Consider the following 11,509-nt stretch of genomic DNA (forward strand, 5'->3'; position numbering starts at 1 on the left):
TGGAAAGCCGCCTTCGCGCGCAAGCCTCGCTCCCACAGGTTATTGATGCCGGTCACAAACTTTGTGAACTAGCCCGGGACCTGTAGGAGCGAGGCTTGCCCGCGAAGCTTCTAGCGATCCAAATAGCAACGCAGATACTCGACATGCTCCCGATGCGCCATTTCCTGCACCACCGGCCGCAACCGCACCGTCGCCCCCGGCAGGCACTGCGCCAACCGCGCCAGCGCCAACGGTGTCAACGCGCCCAGCCGCGGATAACCGCCAATCGTCTGCCGATCATTGAGTAACACGATCGGTTGCCCGTCCGGCGGAACCTGCACCGCGCCCAACGGGATGCCTTCGGAAATCATCGGTTGACCCTGATATTCCAGCGCAGCACCCAGTAAACGAATGCCCATCCGGTCCGCTCGACTGTCGAGGGTCCACACACTGTTGAATGCATCGAACAGACTCTGCCCACTGAAATGACCAATCTGCGCCCCGAGCACGACGTCCAACGGCGCGTCGGACTTGAAATCAGGCAGCCGATCACGGGGTATTTCACGCATCAGCAACGGCGCTGCCATCGAGTAACTAAGCGAGGCTCCCTTGGTCAGCGCCCGGCCCAGACCATCCGGACCTCCGAGTTCTTCACGAACCACTGTTGCACTGCTGCCCAACACCTTCGGCGCATCAAACCCGCCCGGTGCGGCAAGGTAAGCCCGCGCTCCCAGCAGCGGTTGAGTGAAGTGCAAACGCTGACCTTTATTCAATTTGAAGCTGCGCCACGGTGCCAGTGCCTGGCCGTCCAGTTGCGCGCCAAGGTCCGCGCCGGCCAGCGCGAGCATGCAGTCTTCCTGGGCCACCACGGCAAATCCGCCGAGAGTGATTTCAATCACCGGCACATTCAGAGCATTGCCCAGCAACCAGTTCGCCCATGCCATCGATGGCCAATCCAGCGCACCGCCTTGGGTAACCCCCAAATGGCGAACTCCGAAGCGACCGGCGTCCTGCAACAGGCATAACGGCGTACTCGCTTCAATCGTCAGTTGACTCATGCCTGCACCTCCAGCGGCGTGTCATCACCGCCCAGATTGATGAATTCGGCATGACTGACCGCCGCGAAGCGCACGGTATCGCCTGGTTGCATCAGGCTGTAACCGTCGCGTTCGCGGTCGAACAATTTCGTCGGCGTGCGGCCGATCAGGTTCCAGCCACCCGGCGACACCACTGGATAGGCAGCGGTTTGCCTCTCGGCGATGCCGACGCTGCCAGCCGCGACTTTTTTCCGTGGTGTATTCAAACGCGGTGCGGCCAACACTTCTTCCACCAGGCCCATGAAGGCAAAACCCGGCGCAAAGCCTAAAGCGAATACCTGGTATTCACGCTCGCTGTGACGGCGAATCACCTCAGCCACCGCCAGCCCGCTGCGCTGCGCCAACAGGCTCAATTCCGGGCCGACGCTGAGGTCATACCAGACCGGCAATACGTGAGATTTGCCGCGAATGCGCGCATTGGGTGACAGGTCGATCAAGGCGGCGGCGATCAATTCCCGCGCCTGTGTGGGGTTCAGCGCGGTCAGGTCGTAATGCACCATCAGCGTCGTATAAGACGGGACCAGATCGATCAAATGCGCCGCGAACGCCGTCCGCAGGTTTTCACTGGCCGCGAGCATCCACGGCATGTTGTCTTCGCTGATCTCATCGAACAGCCGCACCATCAGGCAATCCAGCGCCACCACTTCCACGCGCAGTTTCATGGTGCGCTCTGCTGGTCGAGGGCTTCGCGAATACGCCGCACCGCTGCCACGGAACTGGCGTTATCGCCGTGTACGCACAGGGTGTTGGCTTGCAGGTGCAAGGCACTGCCATCGCTGGCCGTGAGGTTGTCGCCACGGGCAATCGTCAGCGCCTGCTTGATGATCACCTCTGACTCGTGATGCACCGCGCCCGGCAGCGCACGCGAAACCAGCCGCCCACCGCTGTCGTAGGCGCGATCGGCGAACGCTTCGAACCACAGCGTTACGCCGTATTCATCACCCAGTTGTTGCGCAGCGCTGTTGTCGCGGGTGGCCATCAGCATCAATGGCAACGTCCGGTCATAAGACGCTACGGCTTGCAGAACAGCGCGCAATTGCGCCGGGTTGGCCATCATGTCGTTGTACATCGCGCCGTGGGGTTTAACGTAACTGACACGTCCGCCCTGGGCCCGGCAGATCCCGTCGAGGGCGCCGATCTGGTAATGCATAATGTCCTGAAGTTCCTGGGTGCTGTAGGCCATGGAACGCCGGCCGAAACCGACCAGATCCTGATAAGCCGGATGCGCGCCGATCTGCACGCCGTGACTCAAGGCCAGGCCGACGGTTTTGCGCATGATGCTCGGGTCGCCGGCGTGAAAACCGCAGGCGACATTGGCGCAGTCGATGAAGGGCATCACTTCGGCGTCCAGACCCATGGTCCAGTTGCCGAAACTCTCGCCGATGTCGCAGTTCAATAGCAGGCGGCTCACGGTGAACACTCCTGTAGGTTTTATTTCTTTTCGATGCAGGCAGATTACTGCGCGTCGAGTTCTTTGCCACGAGTTTCCGGCAGGCTCAGCGCCGCCAGGATCACCACGCCGTAGGAAACCGCCGCAAACGCCCCGATGCCTACGCTCAAAGGTACCGTCTGGCTAAGCAAACCGATCAGCAGCGGAAACAACGCCGCCAGTGCCCGCCCGATGTTGTAGCAAAAGCCCTGGCCTGAACCGCGAATGCGCGTCGGGAACAGTTCCGTCAGGAAGGAACCCATGCCGCTGAAAATCCCCGAAGCAAAAAAGCCCAGCGGAAAGCCCAGCCACAGCATCACGCCGTTGCTGACCGGCAGCTGCGTATAGAGCAGCACGATGGTGAACGAGCCGACCGCAAACAAAATGAAGTTTTTCTTGCGACCGAGAATGTCAGTCAAATATGCGCTGATGACATATCCGACGTAGGAACCGACGATCACCATCGCCAGATATCCGCCCGTGCCGAGTACGCTCAAACCACGCTCGTTTTTCAGGAACGTCGGCAGCCAGGAGGTGATCGCGTAATAACCGCCGAGTGCGCCGGTGGTCAGGATCGACGCGCGAATGGTGGTGGAAAGTATGCCCGGGGCGAAAATCTCATAAAATTTTGCCGGGTTGCTCGGCTCCTGCCTGGCCTTGGCCTCGCGATAGATTTCCGGGTCCTTGACCAGACGACGGACAAAAATCACAAAAATCGCCGGGACGATGCCGAGGATGAAGAGCGCACGCCAGGCGTCTTCCGGAGGCAACACCGAGAACAGCAGCGCGTACAGAATGGCGGTCAAACCCCAGCCCAGTGCCCAGCCCGATTGCACCATGCCCACCGCTTTGCCACGATCTTTGGCGCGAATCACTTCGCCCATCAACACCGCGCCGGCGGTCCACTCGCCGCCGAAACCGAAGCCCATCAAAGTCCGGCTGATCAGCAGTTGTTCGTAGTTTTGTGCGAAGCCGCAAAGGAACGTGAAGAACGCGAACCAGAGTACCGTCAGTTGCAAGGTGCGCACGCGACCGATGCGGTCAGAGAGAATCCCCGCGACCCAGCCGCCGATGGCCGAGGCGATCAAGGTGCTGGTGTGAATCAGCCCGGCCTCGCCGGTGGTGATGCCCCACATTGCAATCAGGGTCGGCACCACGAAGCTGAGCATCTGGGTGTCCATGCCGTCCAGACCGTAGCCGATCTTGCAGCTCCAGAACGTGCGACGCTCCTGCTGATTGATGTTGCGATACCAGTCGAAAGGTCCCGGGCGGGCCGTGACCTTGGGGATGTCGAGCGTGTCGGGCGCACTCATGGCAAATCTCCGCGCAATTTTATTGGTATTGTTCTGAGCCCCGACGACGCCTATCGTGGGAACCGGATAGCCTGATTTTTGGGCGCCCGCCCCTGTCGCGTCCAACTAATAAAACCGCGCTCCAGACATAAGAAAAATTTATCTCGCAGGCCTGACCGATGAATCTGAAGTTTCTTGAGACCTTTGTCTGGGTCGCCCGGCTGAAGAGTTTCCGCCTCACGGCAGACAAACTCTTCACCACCCAGGCCTCGATTTCCAGCCGCATCGCGGTGCTCGAAGGCGAGCTCGGGGTGAAGCTGTTTCTGCGTGATTCGCGCGGTGTGAGCCTGACGCCGGAAGGTTTGAAAGTGCTCGACTACGCCGAGCAGATGATGGACACCATGCAGGCGCTCAAGCAGTCGATCGAGACCCGTTCAAGCAAGGTCGGTCGGGTGCGGATCGGCGTAATGGACACAGTCATTCATACCTGGCTGAGCCCACTGGTGGCGCAGATGATGGATCACTATCCTCTGGTAGAGATCGAGCTGGTCGCCGATACCTCACTTAACCTCTGTGATCAGCTGCAAAAAGGTTTCCTGGATCTGATTCTGCAAACCGATCTGCTGCGCCAGGAAAGTGTGCGCAGCCTGGAATTGGCCAGCCATCCGATGGGCTGGATCGTCGCCAGTCAATCCATCTATAACCGCACGTATGCTGGCATCGCCGATCTGGCGCGTGAGCGGATCATTACCTATTCGAAAAACTCCCACCCGCATCAGGACATCTTGAGCCTGATGCAGGCGAACGGCGTGATGACGCCACGGTTGAACTGCGTGAATTCGGTGTCGGCGATTACCCGGTTGCTGCGTGATGGCTTCGGTATCGGCGCGTTACCGCCGGTGTTGGTGGCTGAGGAACTGGCGCGTGGGGAGTTGACGTTACTCGATATCGACCAGCGACCACCGGACTTGCAGGTGGTGGTGTCGTGGCGGACCGGGGTGGAATGGGTCGAGGAGATTGTCGCGTTGTGTCAGCAGGTGTTGGAGGGGTATGCGGCCAAGGTGGGTGAGGATTACATCGTCCTCGCTGACTGATCGCATCCTGTGGCGAGGGGATTTATCCCCGTTGGGCTGCGAAGCAGTCCCATTTTTTGGGGCCGCTTCGCTGCCCAACGGGGATAAATCCCCTCGCCACATAGACCGCGTCGAGCGTTACAACCCCCGCACATCCCGATCTTCAATCGGCCGGCTCTGACGCAAACGCCTGCCGCCCAGTACAACCCAGTCGATAAGCCGGAACAGGCATTCAATGCCGAACGACAGCAACAACGCGCCGCTCATGCCCCAGATCATCGCTTCCGGGGTGAGCAGGATCTGGTAGCTGTAGCCGTTCCAGGTTTCCTTGCGAATATCCGGATCAGCGGCCAACACCACCTGCAGAAAGCGGATGTACCACGGACCCTGCATGGCCTGGAACTGCTTATCCAGCGCCAACTGACGGTTGAGCATATTGCTCAGGCTGTCAGCATCGCTACGAAAGATCGGGTCTTCGCTGGCGCGGTAATGCGCGACCAACGCCTGCATGTCACCTTTGAAAAACTGATTGGCCGTCCCCTGGAAACCACTGAGACTGGTCTGCGCTTCGAGCAGATGCGCTTCAACCCGCTTGGCGTAGTCGCTGGTGAAACCCGGCACCTGGACACCGATCAACAGGCCCGCCGCAAACAACACCAGCCGTACATAACTGAGCAACATGAGGCAGAGTCCTTATTCGGTCTTGCCCTGGCTGACGCATTCACCGCGTCGCCACAGGCTCCATTGGCCCGGTTCGTAACGGGTCCAGGTTTCATTTTCGGTCAACGGTTCGGTGGCGATCACCGTCACCACATCATTGGGCGTGGTCTCGGCCTGGAAGTCGACGATCACATCGACATCCTTCAAGCGGGCCGGGCCGAACGGTGCGCGGCGGGTTATCTGAACCAGTTTGGTCGAGCAATAACAGAACAGCCAGTCACCATCGCTGAGCAGACAATTGAAGACGCCTTTGCCACGGTATTCGGCGCAGGCGTTTACCAGGTCCGGTAGCAACGCTTCGATGTCCACCGGCTCCGGGAACGCACCGCGCACCCGATTGAGCAGGTCGCAGAATGCCGCTTCGCTGTCGGTGTCGCCGACCGGACGGTAGAAACTCTTGATCGGTTCAAAACCGGCGAGCTGACCGTTGTGCGCGAAACACCAACTGCGTCCCCACAATTCGCGGACGAATGGATGGGTATTGGAGAGGCAGACTTTGCCGACATTGGCCTGGCGGATGTGCCCGATCACCACTTCGCTCTTGATCGGATACCGCTGCACCAGGTTGGCCACTTCGGATTCGCAACTGGCGGCCGGGTCCTGGAACAAGCGCAGGCCACGCCCTTCGTAGAAGGCGATGCCCCAACCGTCGCGGTGTGGCCCGGTGCGGCCGCCGCGCTGCATCAGCCCGGTGAAGCTGAACACGATATCGGTCGGCACGTTGGCGCTCATGCCCAATAACTCACACATGTTCGGACTCTCGCTTCAGGGCCGGCTTACAAACGGGGTTCGACCCGCATGCGTTGGGGGTTGCTCGGCACCGGTGGGCGACCGTAGCGATCATCGCCGGCACCGCCGAAGGGTTGATCGTCTTCGGATTCGTCGACGCGCGCGGCCGCCTGGTTAGCGGCGGCCTGTTCCTTGCGAGCGTTGGAGGCGCGCTCGATCGGGAAACGGATCGCGACGAAAACCAGGTAGATGCCGAAGGCGATCATGCCGTACATGAACAGATCGGAGATCGCCCGCCAGGCGTTGTTGCCGACCTTGAACATCAGGTCGAGCGCCGTAATGGCGATGGCCGGCGCGATCTTTTCTTTCACCGGGTCGATGATGGTCGGGGTGAACAGCAACACGGCAACCAGCAGCCGCAGCGGCTCACGCAGCCAGCGCCACGTCCAGCGGGTAATGCGCATCCACACCAGCAGGCAGCCTAAAGCGGCAAAGGCGTAGAGGCCCCAAGCGATCAGATAGTCGTTCTCGGTCATGGTGTCCATGGCAAGGCAGGCAAAGAGGCGCTTATAGTAACGACTTTTCGCCTGCCCGGCTTGTCCCAATGCCAGTCGGGCAATGTGGCGAGGGGGCTTGCCCCCGCTGGGTCGCGAAGCGGCCCTGAAACAGTCACCTCAACCTATCGTCCAATGGCGGTGACCGGTTAACGACTGCTTCGCAGCCGAGCGGGGGCAAGCCCCATCGCCACAAGCCCGCATTAGCACGGTGCAAAACCCATATTCCGTTCATTGTTCGAGAGCCATTCATGCCCGTACCCGCCAACGTCACCAGCGCGCCCATTGCCCACAAGGCTGACGGTTCTGATCCGTACGCCTGGCTGCAGGAGCGCGACACCCCTGCGGTGCTCGATTACCTGAAAGCGGAAAACAGCTATCAACACGCGCAGACCGCCGATCAGGCAGCGTTGCGTGAAACCCTCTTCGAAGAAATCAAGGGGCGCATTCTCGAGACCGATCTGTCGCTGCCCTCCCCTTGGGGTCCGTACCTGTATTACACGCGGACCACCGCCGGCGATGAATACGCCCGTCACTACCGTTGCCCGCGACCTGCCGATGACAGCCTGCAGCTCGACGAAAGTCGCGAGCAACTGCTGCTGGACCCGAATGAACTGGCCAACGGCGGCTTCTTCTCCCTCGGCGCGTTCAGCATCAGCCCGGACCATCAGCGCCTGGCCTACAGCATCGACGCGGCGGGCGATGAGATTTACACGCTGTTCGTGAAGGAATTATCCAGCGGCCGCGTCAGCGAACTGGAGTTCGAGGATTGCGACGGCAGCATGACCTGGGCCAACGACAGCCTGACCCTGTTCTTCGGTGTCCTCGACGAGACCCATCGCCCGCACAAGCTGTTCCGCTATCGGCTGGACGGCACGGCGGCCGAAGAAGTGTTCCACGAGCCGGACGGTCGCTTCTTTCTGCACTGCTACCGTTCAAGCTCCGAGCAGCAATTGCTGCTGGCCCTGGGCAGCAAGACCACCAGCGAAGTTTGGGTGCTCGACGCCTTCCAGCCGCATCAGCCGTTTACCTGCATTGCGCCAAGGGTTGAGGACCACGAATACGATGTCGATCACGGCGTACGGGATGGCGAATGGACCTGGTTCATCCGCACCAACCGCGACGGCATCAATTTCGCGCTGTACACGGCGGTCGATACCGGCATCGCGCCGACCGAGGCTGAATGGCAAAACCTGATCCCCCATCGCGATTCGACAATGATCGACGGCATGAGCCTCAATGCCGGCGCCATGACCCTCAGCCTGCGCGAAGGCGGCTTGCCGATCATCGAAGTCCACCCGCAGGATCTGCCGAGTTATCGCGTTCAGTTGCCGGATGCCGCCTACAGTCTGCACGTGCAAAACAGCCTGGAATTCGTCAGCGAGAGGATTCGTTTGCGCTACGAGGCGTTGAACCGTCCGGCGCAGATCCGTCAATTGGCATTGGCCAGCGGTGAGCAGGTTGTGCTCAAGCAAACGCCGGTGCTCGGCCTTTTCGATGCGGATGCCTACGTCAGCCAGCGCTTGTGGGCAACCGCGCCGGACGGGACGCAAGTGCCGATCAGCCTGGTGGTCAAACGTGAAGCACTCGGTCAGCCAACGCCGCTATATCTGTACGGCTACGGCGCCTATGGCGAAAGCCTCGACCCGTGGTTTTCCCACGCCCGCCTGAGTCTGCTGGATCGCGGTGTCGCTTTTGCGATCGCGCACGTGCGCGGCGGCGGCGAACTGGGTGAAGCCTGGTATCGCGCCGGCAAGCAGGAACACAAGCACAATACGTTCAGCGACTTTATCGCTTGCGCCGAGCACCTGATCGACAATGGCTACACCACCCCAAAACAACTGGCGGTCAGCGGCGGCAGCGCCGGCGGTTTGCTGATCGGCGCAGTGCTCAATATGCGTCCGGAATTGTTCGGCGCAGCGATCGCCGAAGTGCCGTTCGTGGATGTGCTCAACACCATGCTCGACCCGGACCTGCCATTGACCGTCACGGAATACGACGAATGGGGCAATCCTGAAGAGCCGGACGTTTATGATCGGATCAAGGCCTACGCGCCGTACGAAAACGTCACCGCGCAGGCATATCCGCCGACGTTGGTGATTGCCGGCTACAACGACAGTCGCGTGCAGTACTGGGAAGCGGCAAAATGGGTGGCGAAATTGCGCGCCACCAAAACCGACACGAATCCTTTGCTGCTCAAGACCGAATTGGGCGCCGGACATGGCGGGATGAGCGGGCGTTATCAGGGATTGCGTGACGTAGCACTCGAATACGCATTTGTTTTCAAGGTTTTGGGTATTGCCTGAGGAACTTGGGCGGGTGGTCTGGTCTCAACACCAGAACGCTTGGCGCGATAAAACACAGACCCTGTGGGAGCGAGCCTGCTCGCGATGAGGGCGTGTCAGTCGACATCATTGTTGTCTGGTACACCGCCATCGCGAGCAAGCCCGCTCCCACAAGGGACTGGCAGTGAGCACCAACGCCTGAACCGCGACAAACCACAAAAACCAGAACGTGACGACATGTCAGAACCGACCTTACTGAACAACGAAATCCGCTACTGGCTCATGGACTGCGGCCTGTTCGATCAGCTGCTGCCTGCTGACTTTGCAGCGGCCTCGGGCTATTTCAGCATCAGCGCCGTGCCTGAAGGCGAAGAGATTTTCCATGAGGGCGATGCCGGCAGCTTCATGTGCATCATCCACACCGGCCAGGTGGCCGTGCAAAAAACCAACAGCGAAGGGCAAGCAGTGACCATGGCCACGTTGCGCAGCGGTCGCGCGTTCGGCGAAATGGCCGTGCTCGACGGTGAACGGCGCTCGGCCACTTGCGTGGCGGCGAGCAATTGCCAGCTGCTTAATCTGGGCAAGGATTCGCTGGAAAAAATGCTCAACGATGCGCCCAAAATTGCCGCCAAGATTATCCGTGCGCTGGCGGTCTCGCTGTCCAAACGCCTGCGCATGGCTGACGGCCAGTTGCTTTCTCAACAGGTTTAACCGCCCGGCGATTTGATCTTCGTGCCGTCCTGCTCAAGGCCCGGCAACGGCTGATCCTTGGGTGGATTGGGCACGCTGATCGGCGGCAACAGCGGCGGTCCACCGCTTCCCGGCCCAGCCTTGGGCACGCTGTTGGGCGTGATTTGCGGGTATGGCGTGGGCGTTGCCGTGCCAGGCGAGCCGGGCGACGGTGCAGGTGTGGTCGGGATGGTTTGGAGATCCGCAGCCTGCACTGCAGTTATCGAGAGCGCGGCCAAGGCAATGACCGTTAGAATAGTGCGCTTCATCAATGGCTCCGTTGGCCTTGTTGTCTGTTTGCAGGCTACTCCCAACTACGTTCGTTTGCCCTACCCAATGCCCATTCTTCTCAAGTGAGCCCCATGAAACGTTTCGTTCTGCTCGACACCGCGCCCATTCCTGAAAACGGCGGTGCCCTTTGCCTGTTCGAATACGGTGAGGATTTCGTCATCAAGATCCAGGGTGGCGACGGCGGGCAACTGATGAATACACGCATGCACGGCTCGGAAGATGCCTTGGCGGAAATCCCTTGTCGCAAGGTTGCCGGACGCCCGAACTCGCGGGTGTTGATCGGTGGCCTGGGCATGGGCTTCACCCTCGCCTCGGCCCTCAAGCACTTGGGTAAAACGGCCGAAGTGGTGGTCGCCGAACTGGTGCCTGGCGTCGTGGAATGGAACCGCGGGCCGCTGGGGGAGAAATCCGGCAATCCGTTGCTCGACCCGCGCACGGTGATCCGCATGGAAGACGTGGCGAAAGTCCTGCAGGCCGAGCCACAAGGTTTTGATGCAATCATGCTCGACGTCGACAACGGCCCTGAAGGCCTGACGCAACGGGCCAACAGCTGGCTCTACTCCGCAGGTGGGCTGAGTGCCTGCGCCAAAGCGCTGCGGCCCAAGGGTGTTCTGGCGGTGTGGTCAGCCAGCGCCGACAAGCAGTTTTCTGAAAAACTGAAGAAGGCCGGCTTCAAGGCCGAGGAAGTGCAGGTGTTTGCCCACGGCAACAAAGGCACCCGCCACACCATCTGGATTGCCGAGAAGCTCAAGGGCTGAGCTAAACTCCTACGGGTAATGTGTTCATAACCGTCATTAGTCTTTTACAAAGGTGAACCCATGAGTTCGTCAACGCCGACCAACACGTCGAAACTGGACCGCATCCTCGCCGACAACCAGCGCGACAAGGAAATGGGTTACCGCGACAAGGCCCTGAAGATGTACCCGCACGTTTGCGGCCGCTGCGCCCGGGAATTTTCCGGCAAGCGTCTGAGCGAGTTGACCGTGCATCACCGCGATCACAACCACGACAACAACCCACAGGACGGCTCGAACTGGGAGTTGTTGTGCCTGTATTGCCATGACAACGAGCACTCGCGCTACACCGATCAGCAGTATTTCCACGAAGGCTCGCTGAGCACGCCGAAGATCGCCAAGGCGACGCACAACCCGTTCGCGGCGTTGGCGGGCTTGATGAAGAAGGAGGACTGAGGTTTTCGCTGCCTGATCCGGCCTCATCGCGAGCAGGCTCGCTCCCACCGGGGTAAGTGGCGAGAAGGTAGTTTGCGTCTGGTGGTAATCCAACGTGGGAGCGAGCCTGATGGCGATAGCGGTGGTACAGGCGCCGCCGGT

At 60.3% G+C, this 11,509-nt stretch carries 13 protein-coding genes; 5 read left to right on the plus strand and 8 right to left on the minus strand.

Going from position 1 to position 11,509, the window contains the following annotated elements:
- Positions 1 to 110 precede the first annotated feature (110 nt).
- Genes ACYZTS_RS25970 through ACYZTS_RS25985 form a run of 4 tightly spaced genes read right to left on the minus strand, consistent with a single transcriptional unit; the run spans position 111 to position 3,818 of the window.
- The gene (locus ACYZTS_RS25970; protein ID WP_461993054.1) at positions 111 to 1,037 is read right to left on the minus strand and encodes a 5-oxoprolinase subunit C family protein; all 927 of its coding nucleotides are present in this window, start codon (positions 1,035 to 1,037) and stop codon (positions 111 to 113) included.
- On the minus strand, positions 1,034 to 1,738 hold the full coding sequence (gene pxpB, locus ACYZTS_RS25975; RefSeq protein WP_461993056.1) for a 5-oxoprolinase subunit PxpB: 705 nt from the start codon (positions 1,736 to 1,738) through the stop codon (positions 1,034 to 1,036). Before pxpB ends, ACYZTS_RS25970 begins: the two co-directional genes overlap by 4 nt.
- The gene (locus tag ACYZTS_RS25980) at positions 1,735 to 2,487 is read right to left on the minus strand and encodes a 5-oxoprolinase subunit PxpA (protein WP_461993058.1); all 753 of its coding nucleotides are present in this window, start codon (positions 2,485 to 2,487) and stop codon (positions 1,735 to 1,737) included. The genes pxpB and ACYZTS_RS25980 overlap by 4 nt, the downstream gene beginning before the upstream one ends.
- Before the next feature lie 44 nt (positions 2,488 to 2,531).
- Entirely contained in the window at positions 2,532 to 3,818 is a 1,287-nt protein-coding gene (locus ACYZTS_RS25985; RefSeq protein WP_461993060.1) for an MFS transporter, read from the minus strand.
- 158 nt (positions 3,819 to 3,976) lie between these two features.
- Here ACYZTS_RS25985 and ACYZTS_RS25990 point away from each other — a divergent pair, with 158 nt between their 5' ends.
- Positions 3,977 to 4,891: a LysR family transcriptional regulator gene (locus ACYZTS_RS25990; protein ID WP_461993062.1), complete on the plus strand. Its 915-nt coding sequence runs from the start codon at positions 3,977 to 3,979 to the stop codon at positions 4,889 to 4,891.
- 117 nt (positions 4,892 to 5,008) lie between these two features.
- Here the strand turns inward: ACYZTS_RS25990 and ACYZTS_RS25995 are convergent, their stop codons facing one another.
- Genes ACYZTS_RS25995 through ACYZTS_RS26005 form a run of 3 tightly spaced genes read right to left on the minus strand, consistent with a single transcriptional unit; the run spans position 5,009 to position 6,864 of the window.
- Complete coding sequence (locus tag ACYZTS_RS25995; RefSeq protein WP_461993064.1) at positions 5,009 to 5,551, minus strand: DUF2937 family protein; 543 nt, start codon at positions 5,549 to 5,551, stop codon at positions 5,009 to 5,011.
- Positions 5,552 to 5,563: 12 nt separating this feature from the next.
- A complete protein-coding gene (locus ACYZTS_RS26000) occupies positions 5,564 to 6,340 on the minus strand; it encodes a class II glutamine amidotransferase (RefSeq protein ID WP_461993066.1) in 777 nt (258 codons plus the stop codon).
- Positions 6,341 to 6,366: 26 nt separating this feature from the next.
- Positions 6,367 to 6,864, minus strand: a complete 498-nt coding sequence (locus ACYZTS_RS26005) for a hypothetical protein (RefSeq protein WP_028620806.1) — start codon at positions 6,862 to 6,864, stop codon at positions 6,367 to 6,369.
- Positions 6,865 to 7,124: 260 nt separating this feature from the next.
- Between ACYZTS_RS26005 and ACYZTS_RS26010 the strand changes: the two genes are divergently transcribed.
- Together ACYZTS_RS26010 and ACYZTS_RS26015 are read left to right on the plus strand one after the other, a co-directional pair.
- The gene (locus tag ACYZTS_RS26010; protein ID WP_461993068.1) at positions 7,125 to 9,179 is read left to right on the plus strand and encodes a S9 family peptidase; all 2,055 of its coding nucleotides are present in this window, start codon (positions 7,125 to 7,127) and stop codon (positions 9,177 to 9,179) included.
- A gap of 216 nt (positions 9,180 to 9,395) precedes the next feature.
- Entirely contained in the window at positions 9,396 to 9,869 is a 474-nt protein-coding gene (locus ACYZTS_RS26015; protein ID WP_028624495.1) for a cyclic nucleotide-binding domain-containing protein, read from the plus strand.
- Here the strand turns inward: ACYZTS_RS26015 and ACYZTS_RS26020 are convergent.
- On the minus strand, positions 9,866 to 10,156 hold the full coding sequence (locus tag ACYZTS_RS26020) for a hypothetical protein (protein WP_461993071.1): 291 nt from the start codon (positions 10,154 to 10,156) through the stop codon (positions 9,866 to 9,868). The genes ACYZTS_RS26015 and ACYZTS_RS26020 overlap by 4 nt on opposite strands.
- Positions 10,157 to 10,249: 93 nt before the next feature.
- Between ACYZTS_RS26020 and ACYZTS_RS26025 the strand changes: the two genes are divergently transcribed.
- Positions 10,250 to 10,936 (plus strand): spermidine synthase, encoded by a 687-nt coding sequence (locus ACYZTS_RS26025; RefSeq protein WP_092271720.1) that lies wholly within the window; start codon positions 10,250 to 10,252, stop codon positions 10,934 to 10,936.
- 60 nt (positions 10,937 to 10,996) lie between these two features.
- Positions 10,997 to 11,368, plus strand: coding sequence for a YajD family HNH nuclease (locus ACYZTS_RS26030; protein ID WP_028624492.1), 372 nt, complete (start codon positions 10,997 to 10,999; stop codon positions 11,366 to 11,368).
- The last annotated feature ends 141 nt before the right edge of the window (positions 11,369 to 11,509 follow it).

The organism is Pseudomonas sp. TMB3-21 (assembly GCF_054898145.1).

Bases quoted from the DNA above. Each gene is read 5' to 3' on its own strand.
- ACYZTS_RS25985 (WP_461993060.1), bottom strand. From the start codon at position 3,818: ATGAGTGCGCCCGACACGCTCGACATCCCCAAGGTCACGGCCCGCCCG.
- ACYZTS_RS25990 (WP_461993062.1), top strand. From the start codon at position 3,977: ATGAATCTGAAGTTTCTTGAGACCTTTGTCTGGGTCGCCCGGCTGAAG.
- ACYZTS_RS26000 (WP_461993066.1), bottom strand. From the start codon at position 6,340: ATGTGTGAGTTATTGGGCATGAGCGCCAACGTGCCGACCGATATCGTG.
- ACYZTS_RS26025 (WP_092271720.1), top strand. From the start codon at position 10,250: ATGAAACGTTTCGTTCTGCTCGACACCGCGCCCATTCCTGAAAACGGC.
- ACYZTS_RS26030 (WP_028624492.1), top strand. From the start codon at position 10,997: ATGAGTTCGTCAACGCCGACCAACACGTCGAAACTGGACCGCATCCTC.
- ACYZTS_RS25970 (WP_461993054.1), bottom strand. From the start codon at position 1,037: ATGAGTCAACTGACGATTGAAGCGAGTACGCCGTTATGCCTGTTGCAG.
- pxpB (WP_461993056.1), bottom strand. From the start codon at position 1,738: ATGAAACTGCGCGTGGAAGTGGTGGCGCTGGATTGCCTGATGGTGCGG.
- ACYZTS_RS26020 (WP_461993071.1), bottom strand. From the start codon at position 10,156: ATGAAGCGCACTATTCTAACGGTCATTGCCTTGGCCGCGCTCTCGATA.
- ACYZTS_RS26005 (WP_028620806.1), bottom strand. From the start codon at position 6,864: ATGGACACCATGACCGAGAACGACTATCTGATCGCTTGGGGCCTCTAC.
- ACYZTS_RS26015 (WP_028624495.1), top strand. From the start codon at position 9,396: ATGTCAGAACCGACCTTACTGAACAACGAAATCCGCTACTGGCTCATG.
- ACYZTS_RS26010 (WP_461993068.1), top strand. From the start codon at position 7,125: ATGCCCGTACCCGCCAACGTCACCAGCGCGCCCATTGCCCACAAGGCT.
- ACYZTS_RS25995 (WP_461993064.1), bottom strand. From the start codon at position 5,551: ATGTTGCTCAGTTATGTACGGCTGGTGTTGTTTGCGGCGGGCCTGTTG.